Raw genomic sequence first — 17,816 nt, 5'->3', positions numbered from 1 at the left:
CGCGGGCCGGCGACCAGCAACCGCCCCGACCGGTCCGGGGCCGGGACGCGCCGCGCGCCCCGGCCCCGGACCGGTCAGTGCCGTGCGGCGACGGGCTCCGGCTCCGCCGGCGCGTCGGGCGCGGGATCGCGGTGGATGCGGCCCGGCGCCCAGAACCGGTCGCCCAGCAGGAAGGCCAGCGCCGGGACGAGGACCGTGCGCACCAGCAGGGTGTCGAGCAGCACACCGATGCAGACGATGATCCCGACCTGGGTCAGCGTGATCAGCGGCAGGACGCCGAGGACGGCGAAGACCGCGGCGAGCAGGATGCCGGCGCTGGTGATGACCCCGCCGGTGACCCGGAGCGCGGAGAGCATGCCGTCCCGGGTGCCCGCGCTGCGGGCGTCCTCCCGGGCCCGGGTGACCAGGAAGATGTTGTAGTCCACGCCGAGCGCCACCAGGAACACGAACGCGATCAGCAGGACCCCGCTGTCCAGCGCCGGGAACCCGAGGACGTGGTCGAAGAGCAGCCACGCCGCGCCGAGGCTGGCGAAGAACGACGCGATCACGGTGAGCACCAGCAGCACCGGGGCGACCAGGCCCCGCAGCAGCAGCACCAGCACGGCGCCGACGAGCAGGAGGATGATCGGCAGGATCAGCCGCAGGTCCTTCCCGTCGGCCTCGGTCGAGTCGTAGGTGGCGGCCACCGGACCGCCGACCACCGCCCCGGAGAACTCGTCCGCGCCGTCGACCGCGGCCGGGGCGGAGTGGGGGACCGGGCGACCGCGTCCCGCAGCGCCTCGATCGCCCGGTCGGAGGCGGCGGTGCCCGGCTCGGCCGCCAGCACGACGTCGACCTGGGCGATGCCGCCGCCGGACTCGCCGGGCCGGGCGGAGGCGACGCCGGGGACGGCCGCCGCGGCGGCCGTGACGGCCGGTGCGGCCGAGGGAGTGGTGAGCACGGCGACCGGCTGGGTGGTTCCGGCCGGGAACGCCTTCGCCAGCGTCTCGGCGCCGGCGACGGCCTCGGGCTTCACCCGGAACTGCTCGGTCTCGGACAGGCCGGTGCGGATGCCGAGCCCACCGAGCGCCAAGCCGGCGAGCAGCAGCGTGGCGAGGAGGGCGACGGGTGCCGGCCGACGGACGACGACGGCGCCGAGCCGGCCCCACAGCCGGCCCTCCCGCGCCGCGCTGCCGGCCCGCGGGACGAACGGCCAGAACAGCCCCCGGCCGAAGATCACCAGCGCGGCGGGGAGGACGAAGAGCGCGGAGAGCATGGCGAAGACCACACCGGTGGCGCAGGCCACCGCGAGGGCCCGGTTGAGCTCCTGCTCGGACAGCAGCAGGGTGAGCACGCCCAGGACCACGGTGATGCCGCTGGCCAGGATCGGCTCGGCGGTGCGGCGCAGGGCGGCGCGCATGGCGACGAAGCGGTCCTCCTTGCGACGCAGTTCCTCGCGGTACCGCGCGATGATCAGCAGCGCGTAGTCGGTGGCGGCGCCGAAGACCAGCACGCTGGCGATGCCGGTGACGGCACCGCCGGGCATGTTGATGCCGAGCGCCGGGACGATCGTGTCGAGGGCGCGCAGGGTGAGCTGCTCGGTCGCCGCGACGACGACCAGCGGCACGATCCACAGGAACGGGCTGCGGTAGGTGATCAGCAGCAGCAGGGCGACCACGGCTGCGGTGACCAGGAGCAGCGTGGTGTCGGCGCCCTCGAAGACCTTGGTGAGATCGGCGGTGAAGGCCGGCCCGCCGGTGACCTGCACGGCGAGCCCGTCGGGCAGGCCGGCCAGGGCGGCGCGGAGCTGGTCCACCGTCCGCCCGACCTGTTCCTGACCACCGGCGGTGGACAGCGGTACGGCGACCAGCGCCACCGTGCCGTCCGGGGCGACCTGCGGCGGGCTGATCCGGCCGCCGACGGCCAACCGGGCCAGTTCGCCCGAGCGCGCGGTCAGCGCGGCGCGGTCGGCCTCGGTGAGCGCCCCGCCGTCGACGCGGTTGAGCACCACGATCGCCGGCTGGGTGTCGCTGGCGGGCAGTTGGTCCTGCAGGCGCTCGACCTGGGTCGACTGCCACTCGACGGACAGGCCGGTGGCGGAGACCGGGTCGGGATTGGCGGGCTTCGGCAGCCCGAAGACCGCCGCGCCGACGACGAGCGCGGCTACCACGGTGAGCCAGGCGGCCAGCCGGCCGCGGGCGACGCGGGTGAACACAGACATCGGATGCCCTCACGGTCCTTCGACTCGAAATCTCGTCTGTCAAGAGTCTTGTCGAGCGAGAGCATTGGTGCAAGTTGTCGAGTATCTTGACAAGCGAGATTGTCGAGGGCTGCTCTATGCTGCACCCGGGCGGCGGTCCGACAGGGGGAACGACCAGACGTGGCAGCGCACGGCATGTATCGACGGCGGGACGACCGACGCAGCCAGCTGGTCGCCGAAATCACCAACGACCTGCGGCGGTACTCGGTGGACGCGCAGCACATCGGGCACGCGTTCGCCGGCCTGCACGGGCTCAACCCCACCGACCTGCACGCCCTGATCGCCGTCATGGACGCGGAACTGACCGGCGACCCGATCACCCCCGGGCGGCTGGGAGAGCAGCTCAACCTCTCCTCCGGCTCGGTGACCGCACTGATCGACCGGCTGGAGCGGGCCGGGCACATCCGCCGCGACCGGGACACGGCCGATCGGCGCAAGGTCTTCCTGCACTACGCCGACCAGGGCGCCGCGCTGGCGATGAGTTTCTTCGGCCCGCTCGGCCGGCGCACCGACGAGGTGATGGCCCGCTTCAGCGACGAGGAGCTGGAGATCGTGCACCGTTTCATGGCGACCATGGTCGACTCCATGCGGGCGCACCGGGACGCCGTCCGGGCCGAGTCGGCCCGCCGCCCGACGAGCTGAGCCGGCACCCGGGCGAGGCTTGCGGCCGAGGGTTCCGCGCGCCCGCCGTCCGGCGGTCACTCTCCGTTGTGGACTTCAGTCCATGTCGGGTGGCGGCGCGGGTGGCACGACGTGCCACGGCCCCGGCCGTCTCAGCCGGCTCACAGCTTCGTCCCATCTGAAGAGAGGCCGTTTGAGCTGGGCGTTTGTCCGTTCGTCCGGTTATCGTTCAGCAAACGCCCGACGAAGTGCATCTCCCGGTCGGGCTCGCTCCCGCATCCGTACACCGCCACGCGGTGTCACTGTCGTGCCCGGCCCCTGACCTACGGAAGGGGGATCCCATGACAACGGCTCCGGCCAATCTGCTGGCCGCCCGCCGCCTGTTGCTCGACAACCTCAACATCGACCCCGACACGTCTCGCGACGACGACCTCGAACCCGGTGAGGTCGGCATCGTCGGCGATCCCGCACATCGTGGCGGCTACCACTGCGGCTCCGACCGGGTGGTGACCAACGACTACTCGGTGGTCGAGTCCACCCGGGACTCGACCGGGCTCACCCTGTACGCCTCCGCGATGGACGTCGGCATCTTCGAGGTCCGTTCCGGCGGCCGGACGCACAACCTGCACACGTTCTCCACCTGGTGTGTCGCCCAGTGCGTGGCGAACACGCCGGACAGCCGCGACCTGCGCGAGATCATCTACTCACCGGACGGGAGGGTCGTCCGCCGGTGGGACCGGCTGGGCAGGCGCAGCAGCGGCGACGACTCGCACCTGTACCACACCCACTTCAGCTACTTCCGCGACTCCACGAAGGCGAACCGGGACCAGCGACCGCTGTTCCGGCGCTACCTCACCACCATCGGACTCCTGGAGGACGACGACATGACCCCCGAAGAGCACAACTGGCTGCAGACCGTCCACCGCAACCTGACCGTGCTGGACGGACGTAACCCGGTCGGCCAGATCTACACCCGGATGGCGTTGGGCGAGGACCACACGGACCCCGCGTTCGTCGTCCAGCACCCGACCCTGAAGTCGCTCGGCGCGCAACTCACCGCGCTGCAGACGGCGCTGACCGCACTCGGCAACAAGGACTTCACCGACGAGGCGGCGATCGTCCAGGGTGTCCTGGCCGGCCTCACGCCGGAGAAGATCGCCGCGGCGATTCCGCCGACCATCGCCAAACAGGTCGCCGACGAACTCGCCCGACGCATGGTCGCTTGAGCAGGCCGGACACCGGCCGGTCGCGTCGGACCGGTCCGGGGGACGCGCAGTGGCGGCGGCCGACCCGACCGCCGCCACCGGCACGGAACTACAGCGGACGGACGTTGTCCGCCTGCGGACCCTTCTGCCCCTGGGTCACCTCGAACTCGACCTTCTGGCCCTCGTTCAGTTCGCGGTAGCCGCTGGAGGCGATGGCCGAGTAGTGGACGAAGACGTCCGGGCCTCCGCCGTCCTGCTCGATGAAGCCGAAGCCCTTTTCCGAGTTGAACCACTTGACCGTGCCGGTTGCCATGCATCTCTCCCTGTTCAAGACGGGTGAGCACCCGCGTGTCGACGGATGATCGCCCTGTATCTCCCCGAGGGTAACCGGCGGAACGGTCGTTCGCTGGCTGAAGTGCCGCAAGGCGGCAAACAGAAAAGTCGCGAGTCGGACGCGAAAGCCGCGCGATGCCCGGTCGGCTCCGGCATGCTCGACCGGTGGGCGGACCCAGCACGGCGGCGTTGAGCGTCCTGACGCGTGAGATCGGCGCGCCGGGCGACGGGCTGGACCGGCTGCGGTTGGTGCCCACGCCGTTCGTGCCGGAGGTGTGGCTGCACCTCGCCGAGGACGCCATCGTCTGGTGGGCCCGGATGGAGGCGGCGGCCGGCCGTACCCTCCCGCCGCCGTACTGGGCGTCGGCCTGGCCCGGCGGGCAGGGGCTCGCCCGCTACCTGCTCGACCATCCCGAGCTGGCCGCCGGACGTCGGGTGCTCGACCTGGCCGCCGGCTCCGGTCTGGTGGCCATCGCCGCCGCGCTGGCCGGCGCGTCCGAGGTCGTCGCCAACGACGTCGACCCGTGGGCGGTGGCGGCGGTGACGGTCAACGCCCGGGCCAACGGGGTGGCGGTCACGGCCACCGAGGGCGACCTGCTCGACGGCGACGGTACCGGGGTGGACCTGCTGCTCGCCGGCGACGTGCTCTACGACGCGGGGCTGGCCGGACGGGTGCTGCCGTTCCTGCGTCGGGCCGCCGCCGCCGGGGCGGTGGTGCTGGTCGGCGACCCCGACCGGGGGCACCTGCCGGCCGGGGCCCTGGAGGTCGTGGCCAGCTATCCGGTGCCCACCACCGAGCCGTACGTCGACTCGCCGGTACGCCGGGTGCAGGTGCTCCGGCCGCGCTGACCCGACGGCCGGCTCAGGGGTGACCCCGAGCCGGGGTTCAGGGCGGGGTGGGGGACCGGACCCGATGTGCGGATCGCCCGCGGCCCATAGCGTCATGGCCATGCTGGATACGTTGGCCCAGGTCGGGGAGCTGCCCACCACCCTGCTGATGGGGGCGCTGGGGCTGGTCATGCTCGCCGACGCCGTACCGCTGCTCGGGGTGCTGGTCCCCGGCGACGTCGCGGTCCTCGCGGCGGTGGGGGTGGGCCGCCCGGCGACCGGCGCGGCCACCGTCGCCGCGGTGGTGGTGGGCTGCGTCGCCGGCTGGTCGCTGAGCTTCCTCGCCGGCCGGGTGTACGGCGAGCGGCTGCGGCACAGCCGGGTCGGCGGTTGGATCGGCGAGGCCCGCTGGGCCGCGGCCGAGGGGATCCTGCGCTCCGGCGGCGGGCGGATGGTGCTGGTCGCGCCCTTCCTGCCGGTGTTCAACGCGCTGCTGCCGCTGGCGGCGGGCGGGCTGCGGATGTCGTACCGGAGGTTCGTGGCCTGCGCGACGGCGGGCGCCGCGCTCTGGGCCGGCCTCTACCTGGCGCTGGGCACCGCGTCCCGGTCGCTGGCCGGGCTGCTGCCGGGGGAGGGCAGCCCGATGCTGGTCACCATGGCGGTCGGCCTGGCGCTGGCCGGCGTGGTGCTGCTGGGCACCCGGCGCCGGCTGCGCGCCCTGACCGGCGCCGGCCAGCCGAGCTGACCGGCGCCGGACGCCTCACCAGCCGCGGGCCCGCCACTGCGGCAGCGACGGGCGCTCCGCCCCGAGGGTGCTGTCCTTGCCGTGCCCCGGGTAGAACCAGGTCTCGTCCGGCAGCCGGTCGAAGAGCTTGTCCTCCACGTCGTCGATGAGCTGGCCGAAGCGCTCCGGGTCCTGGTCGGTGTTGCCGACCCCGCCCGGGAAGAGGCTGTCCCCGGTGAACAGGTGCGGGGTGCCGGCCGGGTCGCGGTAGAGCAGGGCGATGGAGCCCGGCGTGTGCCCCCGGACGTGGATCACCTCCAGGGCGCAGTCGCCGACCGGCACGGTGTCGCCGTCGGCGAGTCGTTCCGCCTCGATCGGCAGGCCCTCGGCGTCGTCGGCGTGCACCAGGGCGCGGGCGCCGGTCTTCGCGACGACCTCCTCCAGCGCGACCCAGTGGTCCATGTGCCGGTGCGTGGTGACCACCGCGACCAACCCGCCGTCGCCGACCAGGTCGAGCAGCCGCGGGGCCTCGTTCGCCGCGTCGACGAGCACCTGCTCGCCGGTGCCCTTGCAGCGCAGCAGGTACGCGTTGTTGTCCATCGGGCCCACCGACAACTTCGTGACGGTGAGCCGGTCGAGCTCCCGCACGGCGGGCGGGCCGCCGGCGGTGACGTCTCCGGTGTAGCTCATGACGTGTCTATATCCATTCCGGTGGAGTCGGCAGGGGTCCGTCGGGGGTGACGGTCAGCGCCTCGCCGCGGCTGCGCCCGATCAGCCAGGCGGCCAGCTCGGCGACCGGGCCGTTGACCAGCGGCGCGGCCTCACGTTCACCGACGACCCGCTCGTGTCGGCTGCCGTCGAAGCGCAGCACCATCGCCGGGACGTCGGTGCGGGCGGCCAGGCCGCCGCCCACCTCATGCAGCAGGTGGTGGGCGAACGCCGCCGGCCAGTCGGCCGCCCGGTAACCCATGTCGAGGTCCACGTGGTGGACCTCGATCTCGCGCAGCCGCCCCCAGACCAGCATCGCGGCCTTCCAGGGGCCGCGCCGGGTCTGCACCGTGGCCGACCACGCCTCGACGGGCATGGCCGCGACCGCCTCGGCGAACCGTTCGGCGGAGTGGCGCAGGTCGTCCAGGTGGGCCGCCGGTGGCCGGGACGCGCCGGCCTCGATGTCGGTGGCGCGGGCCTCCGGGCTGGCGTACATCGGGATGGGCTCGCCCGTGCGGGCGGCGGTCAGCAGGTTGACGAAGCCGTCGGCGTTGCGGGCGAGGTGCGCCAGGACGTGCCCGCGGGTCCAGCCGGGCAGCAGCGAGGGCGCCGCGACGTCCGCGTCGTCGAGAGCGGCCGCGGCGCGCAGGAGCCGGGCCATGGCGTCGTCCACCTCACCGGTCAGCAGCAGCGGATCAGTGGTCACGCACACGACCCTAGCGGTACCGGGCCGGCCCGTCGCCGGGGAAATCGCTTTCGGTGCGTCGCCGCGGCACCTACCGTCGGCATCGAACGCGGTACCCGGACATCGGAGGAGAGGTGGTGGCCATGCCGGTAGCAGCAGCACGCGTGTACCACCACGACCAGTTCCGACTCCGATGAGGATGCCATGACCATCGATCTGACCGCCCTCGGCCTCGACGCCGACCGGGCGGCGTACGCACGACGGCGCCCCGACCGCCGACCCGGCCGGGTGGCCCGGGTCGACCGCGGGGTCTGCACCGTGCTCTGCGCGGACGGACCCGTCCGCGCCAGTCTCGGCCCGGCGGTGCTCGCCGCCGCGGCCCGCGACCTGACCGCCCTGCCCTGCGCCGGCGACTGGGTGCTCCTGGCCACCTGGCCGGACGGCCCGGTCACCGTCGAGACGGTGCTGCCGCGCCGCACCGCGCTGGTGCGCCGGACCGCCGGCAAGGACGCCAGCGGGCAGGTGCTCGCCGCCAACCTCGACGCCGCCGCGGTCGTCGAGCCGGTGCACCCGGAACCGGACGTCGCCCGCATCGAGCGGCTGCTCTCCCTGGCCCACGAGTCCGGGGCGCGGCCCGTGGTCGTGCTCACCAAGGTCGACCTGGCCGCCGATCCGGCCGCCGTGGCCCGGCAGCTCGCCGCGGTGGCGCCGGGGGTGCCGGTGCTGCCGGTCAGCGCCGAGCGGGGCACCGGGCTGGAGCCGCTGCGTCCGCTCGTCGCCTCCGGGCTGACGCTCGGCCTGCTCGGTCCGTCCGGGGCCGGCAAGTCGAGCCTGGTCAACGCGCTGGCCGGGGCCTCGGTCATGCCGACCCAGGCGATCCGCCGGGTGGACGGCAAGGGCCGGCACACCACCACCTGGCGGGCGCTGGTGCCGGTTCCGGGCGGCGGCGCGGTGCTGGACACCCCGGGGGTACGGGCGGTGGGCCTGCTGGACGGCTCCGCCGGGCTGGACCGCGCCTTCTCCGACATCGCCGAGCTGGCCACCGGCTGCCGGTACGCCGACTGCGGGCACGAGGCCGAGCCGGCCTGCGCGGTGCGGGAGGCGCTGGAGACCGGGGAGCTGCCCGCGCGGCGCTGGGAGAACTGGAGCCGGTTGCAGCGGGAGGTGGCGTTCGAGAGCCGCCGCCGGGAGACCCGGCTGGCGGCCGAGCGGCGCGGCGGGTGGCGGGGTGGCCGTCGGCGGACGGCACGTCCGGCACCGCCGGCGTCGCCGGGCGGATTCTGAACCCCGCACCGGCGTGGGTTGTCCCGGCCCGACCGGTGTGAGCTGGGGGAATGTGCGGGCGGGGAAAGTTGTCGTACCTCGGGGCTAGAGTTGCCCAGGCGTCATTTCTGCGCCCGTAAACCGCTCAGATCACGCTCCGAGCGGACAGATCCGCCTCACTTCTTCACCCGGGAGTACACGGACAGTGGCCGACCGACTGATCATCCGTGGCGCGCGCGAGCACAATCTGCGTGACGTCAGTCTCGACCTGCCCCGGGACGCCCTGATCGTCTTCACCGGGCTCTCCGGCTCCGGCAAGTCGAGCCTGGCCTTCGACACCATCTTCGCCGAGGGCCAGCGCCGGTACGTCGAGTCGCTGTCGTCGTACGCCCGGCAGTTCCTCGGCCAGATGGACAAGCCCGACGTCGACTTCATCGAGGGCCTGAGCCCCGCGGTCTCCATCGACCAGAAGTCGACCTCGCGCAACCCCCGCTCCACCGTCGGCACCATCACCGAGGTCTACGACTACCTCCGGCTGCTCTTCGCCCGCATCGGCGAGCCGCACTGCCCGGTCTGCGGGGAGCGGATCTCCCGGCAGACCCCGCAGCAGATCGTCGACCGGGTCCTCGGCATGGCCGAGGGGACCCGCTTCATGGTGCTCGCGCCGGTGGTGCGCGGCCGCAAGGGCGAGTACGTCGACCTCTTCGCCGAGCTCCAGGCCAAGGGCTACGCCCGGGCCCGGGTGGACGGCGTGGTGCACCCGCTGACCGAGCCGCCCAAGCTCAAGAAGCAGGAGAAGCACACCATCGAGGTGGTGATCGACCGGCTCAGCGTCAAGGCCGGCGCCAAGCAGCGGCTCACCGACTCGGTCGAGGCCGCGCTGGGCCTCTCCGGCGGCCTGGTGCTGCTCGACTTCGTCGACCTGGCCGAGGACGACCCCGACCGGGAGCGCCGCTACTCCGAGCACCTGGCCTGCCCCAACGACCACCCGCTGGCGATCGAGGACCTGGAGCCCCGGGTCTTCTCCTTCAACGCGCCGTACGGCGCCTGCCCGGAGTGCACCGGCCTGGGCACCAAGAAGGAGGTCGACCCCGAGCTGGTCGTCCCCGACCCGGAGCGCACCCTGCGCGAGGGCGCGATCCAGCCCTGGGCCACCGGGCACAACCTCGAATACTTCCTCCGCCTGCTGGAGGCGCTCGGCGAGAGCCAGCACTTCGACGTCGACACGCCCTGGCGGGCGCTGCCGTCGCGGGCGCAGAAGACGATCCTGCACGGCTCCGACGACCAGGTGCACGTGCGCTACCGCAACAAGTACGGCCGCGAGCGCTCCTACTACACCGGCTTCGAGGGCGTGGTGCAGTGGATCGAGCGCCGGCACACCGACACCGAGTCGGACTGGTCGCGGGACAAGTACGAGGGCTACATGCGGGACGTGCCCTGCGCGGCCTGCGGCGGCGCCCGGCTCAAGCCCGAGGTGCTCGCGGTCACCCTGGCCGGCAAGAGCATCGCCGAGGTCTGCAACCTGTCCGTCGGTGAGGCGGCCGAGCTGCTCGCCGGCATCGAGCTGACCGACCGGCAGAAGATGATCGCCGAGCGGGTGCTCAAGGAGATCAACGCCCGGCTGAAGTTCCTGCTCGACGTCGGTCTGGACTACCTCTCCCTGGACCGCCCGGCCGGCACCCTCTCCGGCGGCGAGGCGCAGCGCATCCGGCTCGCCACCCAGATCGGCTCCGGCCTGGTCGGCGTGCTCTACGTGCTCGACGAGCCCTCCATCGGCCTGCACCAGCGGGACAACCACCGGCTGATCGAGACGCTGCTGCGGCTGCGCGGCCTGGGCAACACGCTGATCGTGGTGGAGCACGACGAGGACACCATCCGGGTCGCCGACTGGATCGTCGACATCGGTCCGGGCGCCGGCGAGCACGGCGGCGAGATCGTGCACAGCGGCTCGGTGCCGGCGCTGCTGGAGAACCCGGACTCGGTCACCGGGGCGTACCTGTCCGGGCGCAGGTCGATCCCGACGCCCCGGCAGCGCCGCCCGCAGACGCCGGAGCGGGAGCTGGTGGTGCACGGCGCGCGCGAGCACAACCTGCGCAACCTCACCGTCTCCTTCCCGCTGGGCCAGCTCATCGCGGTCACCGGGGTCAGCGGCTCCGGCAAGTCGACGCTGGTCAACGACATCCTCTACGCGGTGCTGGCCAACCAGATCAACGGCGCCCGACTGGTGCCGGGCCGGCACACCCGGGTCAGCGGCCTGGAGCACGTGGACAAGGTCGTCGGCGTCGACCAGTCGCCGATCGGCCGGACGCCGCGCTCCAACCCGGCCACCTACACCGGCGTCTGGGACCACGTCCGCAAGCTCTTCGCCGAGACCACCGAGGCCAAGGTCCGGGGGTACGGCCCGGGCCGGTTCTCGTTCAACGTCAAGGGCGGCCGCTGCGAGGCGTGCTCCGGCGACGGCACCATCAAGATCGAGATGAACTTCCTGCCGGACGTCTACGTCCCCTGCGAGGTCTGCAAGGGCGCCCGGTACAACCGGGAGACGCTGGAGGTGCACTACAAGGGCAAGACCGTCTCCGACGTGCTGGAGATGCCGATCGAGGAGGCGGCGGAGTTCTTCTCCGCCATCCCGGCCATCCACCGGCACCTCAGGACGCTGGTCGACGTCGGCCTGGGCTACGTCCGGCTCGGCCAGCCGGCGCCGACGCTCTCCGGCGGTGAGGCGCAGCGGGTCAAGCTCGCCTCCGAGCTGCAGAAGCGCTCCACCGGGCGGACGGTCTACGTGCTCGACGAACCGACCACCGGCCTGCACTTCGAGGACATCCGCAAGCTGCTGATGGTGCTGGAGGGCCTGGTCGACAAGGGCAACACGGTGATCACCATCGAGCACAACCTCGACGTGATCAAAACGGCCGACTGGTTGATCGACATGGGTCCGGAGGGCGGCCACCGGGGCGGCACGGTGCTGGCCACCGGCACCCCGGAGGAGGTCGCCGAGGTGGCCGAGAGCCACACCGGTCAGTTCCTGCGCCAGGTGCTCAAGCTCGACGGCGAGGCCAAGGGCGCCAGGGCGGCGACCAGCCGGGCGGCCAAGGCCAACGGCAGCGCCACGAAGTCGCGTACCCGGAAGGTGCCGGCCGCGGCGCGCTGAGCGACGGTACGGCGGGGCGGGTCGGGAAACCGGCCCGCCCGTCCCGTACCCCGGCGAGCCGCGGGTCGACCGGATTGAACCGTCCGGCACAGTGTTGCGTGTGCCGAGGTGAGGCCGCGAGGTCGACGACCGGCGGCGGCAGTCGAGAGAAAGGCCGGAGATGAGTGACGACCAGGTGTTGACCGGACCCGGTACGCAGACGCGGCGGGCCCTGCTCGCGGGCGCCGGCGCGGTGGGGGCGTCGGTCCTCCTGACCGCCTGCGGAGGCGACGACTCCGGGGCCGGGACGACCGCGCCGACCAGCGGCGGACCGGGCGCCACCGCCGGCGACGCGGAGGGCGGCGACCGCGAGGGCTCGTCCTCGCTGGCGACCACCGGCGACATCCCGGTCGGTGGCGGGCAGGTCTACGCCGCCCAGGGCGTGGTGATCACCCAGCCGGAGCCGGGGCAGTTCAAGGGCTTCGACCCGATCTGCACCCACCAGGGCTGCCCGGTGTCGAACGTCGACGGCGGCACCATCAACTGCACCTGCCACAACAGCAAGTTCTCCATCACCGACGGCTCGGTCAAGCAGGGCCCGGCCACCAAGCCGCTCGCGCCGAAGCCGCTCAAGGTCCAGGGCGACCAGATCAGCCTGGCCTGAACCGCCGGCGCCGGCACCGGGCCTACGTGATCATGAGGCCGGCGATGCCGGCCTCATGATCCACCGGCCGGGCGGCGGGGGGGCGTCCCCGCGGGTCGGGGGAGCGTGTCGGGGGTGCGGATTAGTCTTGACGGGTGGCTGACCCCTCGACCTACCGTCCCGCACCCGGCACCATCCCGGAGTCACCGGGGGTCTACCGCTTCCGTGACGGCACCGGCCGGGTGATCTACGTCGGCAAGGCGAGGAACTTGCGCAGCCGGCTCAACTCGTACTTCGCCGACCCGGTCAACCTGCACCAGCGCACCCGGCAGATGGTCTTCACCGCCGAGTCGGTGGACTGGATCACCGTCGCCACCGAGGTCGAGGCGCTCCAGCAGGAGTTCACCTGGATCAAGCAGTACGACCCCCGGTTCAACGTCCGCTACCGCGACGACAAGTCGTACCCGTACCTGGCGGTCACCCTCGACGAGGAGTACCCCCGCCTGCAGGTGATGCGCGGCGCCAAGCGCAAGGGGGTGCGCTACTTCGGGCCGTACTCGCATGCCTGGGCGATCCGCGAGACCCTCGACCTGCTGCTGCGCGTCTTCCCGGCGCGGACCTGCTCCTCGGGGGTGTTCAAGCGGGCCGGCCAGGTGGGCCGGCCCTGCCTGCTGGGCTACATCGGCAAGTGCTCCGCGCCCTGCGTCGGCAGCGTCTCCGCCGACGAGCACCGCGACATCGTCAACGGCTTCTGCGACTTCATGGCCGGCCGCACCGACACGATGGTCCGCAAGCTGGAACGGGAGATGACCGAGGCCAGCGAACAACTGGAGTTCGAGCGGGCCGCGCGGCTGCGCGACGACGTCGCCGCGCTGCGCCGGGCCATGGAGAAGCAGACCGTGGTGCTCGGCGACGGCACCGACGCCGACGTGGTGGCCTTCGCCGACGACCCGCTGGAAGCCGCCGTGCAGGTCTTCCACGTCCGCGACGGGCGGGTGCGCGGCCAGCGCGGCTGGGTGGTGGAGAAGACCGAGGAGCTGAGCACCGGCGACCTGGTGCACCACTTCTGCACCCAGGTCTACGGCGGCGAGCACGGCGAGGCGGACGTGCCCCGCGAGTTGCTGGTCCCGGAGCTGCCGGCCGACGCCGACGCGCTGGCCGACTGGCTCTCCAGCCACCGGGGCAGCCGGGTGTCGCTGCGGGTGCCCCAGCGCGGCGACAAGAGGTCGCTCATGGAGACGGTCGAGCGCAACGCGAAGGACGCGCTCGCCCGGCACAAGCTGCGCCGGGCCGGCGACCTGACCACCCGCGGCAAGGCGCTCGACGAGATCAGCGAGGCGCTCGGCATGCGGACGTCCCCGCTGCGCATCGAGTGCTTCGACGTCTCGCAGATCCAGGGCACCGACGTGGTGGCCAGCATGGTCGTCTTCGAGGACGGGCTGCCCCGCAAGAGCGAATACCGCCACTTCATCGTCCGGGGCGCCACCGACGACCTCTCCGCCATGTCCGAGGTGCTGCGCCGCCGCTTCGCCCGCTACCTCGACGCCCGGGCCGAGAGCGGCGAGATCGGCGAGGAGACCGCTTCCGACCCGGACCGGCCCGGCATCGACCCGACCACCGGGCGGCCGCGCCGGTTCGCGTACCCGCCGCAGCTGGTGGTGGTTGACGGCGGCGCACCGCAGGTGGCGGCGGCCGCCCAGGCGCTGGCCGAGCTGGGCATCGACGACGTGGCGCTCTGCGGCCTGGCCAAGCGGCTGGAGGAGGTCTGGCTGCCCGACGACGAGTTCCCGGTCATCCTCCCGCGCACCTCCGAGGGGCTCTACCTGCTGCAACGCGTCCGCGACGAGGCGCACCGCTTCGCCATCACCTTCCACCGGCAGCGTCGCTCCAAGCGGATGACCGAATCCGCGCTGGACAACGTGCCGGGCCTCGGCGAGGTCCGCCGCAAGGCGCTGCTGCGGCACTTCGGCTCGCTCAAGCGGCTCTCCGCCGCGAGCGTGGAGGAGATCACCGAGGTGCCCGGGGTGGGGAAGCGGACCGCCGAGGCGATCCTGGCCGCCCTGGACGAGGGCACCAAGGCGGGTCCCGGTCGCTGACCATTCGTCAGCTTCCTGCCGGCCGCTCGCCGGCTGAGCGCGGCGCCCCGACCGGGTGGCCGCCGGTCGGCTGTTCGCCGTCTGAGCGCGCCGTCCCGGCCGGGGCGGCTGCCGGGCTCGCGGCGCGCGTGAGCTTCCACCACCCGCAGCAATGCAGCTGGTTGGTGGGGAACGTTCAGGCTGTGTCCGCCCCTCACTTACCACATGAGCGATATGCCTCTGAGTCATTTTTTATGCCTCACAGGCATATCGCTCGATCGTCTTATGCCTCGGGTCGCCGTTCCGCTTCGCCTGTTCGACTCCGAATGTTCGGGTTACCTCGGGTGTTCGCCGGCCAGCTGTCCGGTTCGGCCCTTGGCGTCCGGGTTCGGAGTCACTGGGCTGGTGGAATGGTCGGCGGGGCGGGGTCGTTGTACATGGCAGACCGCCGTGGCCCCCCCGGCCCGGACGGGAGTACCGGAGAGTCAGGCCCGGCGGAATGCCGGCCCGCCCCGGTTGGTTACATCCCCCCGGACACCCGAGCAGAGCCCCTATGCGCGGCCGCCGGGATCCCTTTCTTTGACTTCCTTTCCCGCGCACCGTCCCCCGGCGGTGTGCGCGTTATCCCCCGATCGAAAGGTGCACCCCTCATGCGTACCGATCTGATCCGCAAGACCGCCCTGACCTTCGCCGGTGTCGCCGCTACCGCCGGTGGGATCGCCGGCCCGGCCCTCGCCGCGCACGCCGCCCCCACCCAGGCCACCACCACCGCCTCTGTGCAGGCCGACCGTGGCAGCGACCGCAAGTCGCACGGCGAGCGGGAACTCAACGTGCGCTACGAGGCCCAGCCCAACTTCTACTACTGCGGCCCCGCCGCCACCCGCAACGCCCTCTCCGTACAGGGCAAGAACATTGACGTCGACGCCATGGCCAAGCAGATGGGCACCACCGAGGCCGGCACCAACAGCATCAACGACATCACCCCCGTGCTGAACAAGGAAACCGGCACCAAGAACGCCTACCGGTCGGTGGAGATCCGCGACAGCAAGGCCGACCGCAAGCAGACCGACAAGCTGCGCACCGACATCGTCCGCACCATCGACGACGGCCGCGCCGTGGTCGCCAACATCGCCGGCACCGCCACCGACACCGACGGCACCACCCACTCCTTCGAAGGCGGCCACTACATCAGCGTCATCGGCTACCGCGACGGCGGCAACACCGTCACCATCGCCGACTCCGCCAACCCCGACCAGGCCTCCTACCGGATCAGCGTCGACAACCTCGCCGACTGGATCGCCACCCGCGGCTACTCCGCCACCGCCTGACCCACCACCGACAAGGGCCGGCCCCACCCGGGGCCGGCCCTTTCGTCGTCTCCGGGGGGTCAGCCCTCGGCGAGTACGGCGAGGATGCCCTCGCCGTACTTGGCCAGCTTGTTCTCGCCGACGCCGGTTATCTGGGAGAGCCCGGCCAGCGAGGTGGGCGCCTCGGTGGCGATCTGTCGCAGCGTGGCGTCGTGGAAGATCACGTACGCCGGCACGCCCTGCTCCTTGGCGGTGGCGGCCCGCCAGGCGCGCAGCCGCTCGAAGACCGCCGCCGCCTCCGGGGCGAGGTCGGCGACGACGGTGGCCGCGCCCCGGGGCTTCGCGGACCGGCCGGACACCGGCCGTTCCGGCTCCCGCCGCATGGTCACCGTGCGACGGCGGCCCAGCACCTCCGCGCTGGCCTCGGTGAGGGCCAGGGTGCCGTAGTCGCCCTCGACGGCGAGCAGCCCCTCGGCGAGCAGTTGCCGGACCACCCCGCGCCACTCGGCCTCCCGCAGTTCGGTGCCGATGCCGAAGGTGCTCAGCGAGTCGTGGCCGTACTGGGTGATCTTGTCGGTCTGCTTGCCGAGCAGGATGTCGACGCAGTGCCCGGCGCCGAAGCGCTGGTTGCGCTCCCGGTCCAGCCGGAAGACGGTGGAGAGCAGCTTCTGCGCCGGCACCGTGCCGTCCCAGGTCTCGGGCGGGGTGAGGCAGGTGTCGCAGTTGCCGCAGCCGGCCGCCCCGCTCTGGCCGAAGTATTCGAGCAACTGCACCCGGCGGCAGCGGACCGTCTCGCAGAGGGCCAGCATCGCGTCGAGGTGGGTGGCGAGGTTGCGCCGGTGCGCGAGATCGCCCTCCGACGTCTCGATCATCTTGCGCTGCTGCACCACGTCCTGGAGGCCGTACGCCAGCCAGGCGGTGGACGGCAGGCCGTCCCGCCCGGCGCGGCCGGTCTCCTGGTAGTAGCCCTCCACCGACTTCGGCAGGTCGAGGTGGGCGACGAACCGGACGTCGGGCTTGTCGATGCCCATCCCGAACGCGATCGTCGCCACCATCACCAGGCCGTCCTCGCGCAGGAATCGCTGCTGGTTGGCGGCGCGGGTGGCCGCGTCCAGGCCGGCGTGGTACGGCAGCGCGGCGACCCCGTTGGCGACCAGGAACTCGGCGGTCTTCTCCACCGACGCCCGGGACAGGCAGTAGACGATGCCGGCGTCGCCGGGGTGCTCGTCGCGCAGCAGGGCGAGCAGTTGCTTGCGCGGCTCCTTCTTCGGCACGATCCGGTACTGGATGTTGGGCCGGTCGAAGCTGGCCACGAAGTGCCGGGCGTCGGTCAGCTTGAGCCGGCTGGCGATCTCGGCGCGGGTGGCGCTGGTCGCGGTGGCGGTGAGCGCGATCCGGGGCACCGTCGGCCACCGCTCGTGCAGCATCGACAGGGCCAGGTAGTCGGGGCGGAAGTCGTGCCCCCACTGCGAGACGCAGTGCGCCTCGTCGATGGCGAACAGGGCGATCCGGCCCCGGTCGAGCAGGCCGAGGGTGGCCCGGGAGCCGAGCGCCTCCGGGGCGAGGTAGAGCAGGTCCAGCTCGCCGGCGAGGAAGGCCTTCTCGACCTGGCGGCGGGCCTCCAGGTCCTGGGTCGAGTTGAGGAACCCGGCCCGGACGCCGACGGCGGTCAGCGCGTCGACCTGGTCCTGCATCAGCGCGATCAGTGGGGAGACGACCACCGCGACGCCCTCGCGGACCAGGGCGGGGATCTGGTAGCACAGCGACTTGCCGCCGCCGGTGGGCATCAGCACCAGCGCGTCGCCGCCGGCCACCACGTGGTCGATGACCTCCCGCTGGAAGCCGCGGAAGGCGTCGTAGCCGAAGACCCGGCGGAGCACCCGCAGCGCGTCCTCGGTGCGCAGGTCGGTGGGGGAGGTCATCCGCGGAGTCTACGAGCCGACGCCGACAACCCGCCGCCGCCGACCCGCGCGGGAATACCCGCTCCGCCGTCGCCGCTTCCTGAAAAGGCCGCCGTGCCGACACCGACACCGGCACCGGTCGGACGGGCGGGAA

12 protein-coding genes and 2 pseudogenes are annotated in these 17,816 nt (G+C 72.6%); 9 read left to right on the top strand and 5 right to left on the bottom strand.

Annotation, left to right across the window (positions count from 1 at the left end; genetic code table 11):
- Positions 1-74: 74 nt before the first annotated feature.
- Positions 75-2,200, bottom strand: a pseudogene (locus KBX37_RS15740) (efflux RND transporter permease subunit).
- Positions 2,201-2,374: 174 nt separating this feature from the next.
- On the opposite strand from KBX37_RS15740, the pseudogene KBX37_RS15735 reads away from it, so the two are divergent.
- Positions 2,375-2,879, top strand: a pseudogene (locus KBX37_RS15735) (MarR family winged helix-turn-helix transcriptional regulator); the annotation flags it as partial.
- A gap of 322 nt (positions 2,880-3,201) precedes the next feature.
- Positions 3,202-4,086 carry a hypothetical protein gene (locus tag KBX37_RS15730; RefSeq protein WP_210776699.1) on the top strand — a complete coding sequence of 295 codons (885 nt, stop codon included), beginning with the start codon at positions 3,202-3,204 and terminating at the stop codon, positions 4,084-4,086.
- An 88-nt stretch (positions 4,087-4,174) separates the two neighbouring features.
- Here the strand turns inward: KBX37_RS15730 and KBX37_RS15725 are convergent, their stop codons facing one another.
- Positions 4,175-4,378: a cold-shock protein gene (locus tag KBX37_RS15725; protein WP_088961229.1), complete on the bottom strand. Its 204-nt coding sequence runs from the start codon at positions 4,376-4,378 to the stop codon at positions 4,175-4,177.
- 155 nt (positions 4,379-4,533) lie between these two features.
- Here KBX37_RS15725 and KBX37_RS15720 point away from each other — a divergent pair, with 155 nt between their 5' ends.
- Complete coding sequence (locus KBX37_RS15720) at positions 4,534-5,247, top strand: methyltransferase (RefSeq protein ID WP_210776698.1); 714 nt, start codon at positions 4,534-4,536, stop codon at positions 5,245-5,247.
- A gap of 100 nt (positions 5,248-5,347) precedes the next feature.
- Complete coding sequence (locus KBX37_RS15715; RefSeq protein WP_210776697.1) at positions 5,348-5,971, top strand: DedA family protein; 624 nt, start codon at positions 5,348-5,350, stop codon at positions 5,969-5,971.
- A 15-nt stretch (positions 5,972-5,986) separates the two neighbouring features.
- Here the strand turns inward: KBX37_RS15715 and KBX37_RS15710 are convergent, their stop codons facing one another.
- The gene (locus KBX37_RS15710) at positions 5,987-6,640 is read right to left on the bottom strand and encodes an MBL fold metallo-hydrolase (RefSeq protein ID WP_210776696.1); all 654 of its coding nucleotides are present in this window, start codon (positions 6,638-6,640) and stop codon (positions 5,987-5,989) included.
- A 7-nt stretch (positions 6,641-6,647) separates the two neighbouring features.
- A complete protein-coding gene (locus KBX37_RS15705; protein WP_210776695.1) occupies positions 6,648-7,364 on the bottom strand; it encodes a maleylpyruvate isomerase family mycothiol-dependent enzyme in 717 nt (238 codons plus the stop codon).
- A 183-nt stretch (positions 7,365-7,547) separates the two neighbouring features.
- On the opposite strand from KBX37_RS15705, the gene rsgA reads away from it, so the two are divergent.
- From rsgA to KBX37_RS15680, 5 genes are all read left to right on the top strand, one after another.
- Positions 7,548-8,627 carry a ribosome small subunit-dependent GTPase A gene (gene rsgA, locus KBX37_RS15700; RefSeq protein WP_210776694.1) on the top strand — a complete coding sequence of 360 codons (1,080 nt, stop codon included), beginning with the start codon at positions 7,548-7,550 and terminating at the stop codon, positions 8,625-8,627.
- Between the two features lie 184 nt (positions 8,628-8,811).
- Positions 8,812-11,757 (top strand): excinuclease ABC subunit UvrA, encoded by a 2,946-nt coding sequence (gene uvrA, locus KBX37_RS15695; RefSeq protein WP_210776693.1) that lies wholly within the window; start codon positions 8,812-8,814, stop codon positions 11,755-11,757.
- A gap of 160 nt (positions 11,758-11,917) precedes the next feature.
- A complete protein-coding gene (locus tag KBX37_RS15690; protein WP_210776692.1) occupies positions 11,918-12,400 on the top strand; it encodes a Rieske (2Fe-2S) protein in 483 nt (160 codons plus the stop codon).
- Between the two features lie 134 nt (positions 12,401-12,534).
- Positions 12,535-14,475 (top strand): excinuclease ABC subunit UvrC, encoded by a 1,941-nt coding sequence (uvrC, locus tag KBX37_RS15685; RefSeq protein WP_210776691.1) that lies wholly within the window; start codon positions 12,535-12,537, stop codon positions 14,473-14,475.
- 629 nt (positions 14,476-15,104) lie between these two features.
- Positions 15,105-15,782 (top strand): C39 family peptidase, encoded by a 678-nt coding sequence (locus KBX37_RS15680; RefSeq protein WP_210776690.1) that lies wholly within the window; start codon positions 15,105-15,107, stop codon positions 15,780-15,782.
- Between the two features lie 59 nt (positions 15,783-15,841).
- Here KBX37_RS15680 and recQ read toward each other — a convergent pair whose 3' ends face one another.
- Entirely contained in the window at positions 15,842-17,683 is a 1,842-nt protein-coding gene (gene recQ / locus KBX37_RS15675; RefSeq protein WP_210776689.1) for a DNA helicase RecQ, read from the bottom strand.
- Between the last annotated feature and the right edge of the window lie 133 nt (positions 17,684-17,816).

Origin of the sequence: Micromonospora sp. U56 (genome assembly GCF_018070095.1) — a bacterium.
GTDB lineage: Bacteria > Actinomycetota > Actinomycetes > Mycobacteriales > Micromonosporaceae > Micromonospora > Micromonospora purpureochromogenes.
The sequence above is the reverse complement of the archived record's forward strand: the minus strand, read 5'-3'. Positions and strand labels throughout refer to the sequence as shown.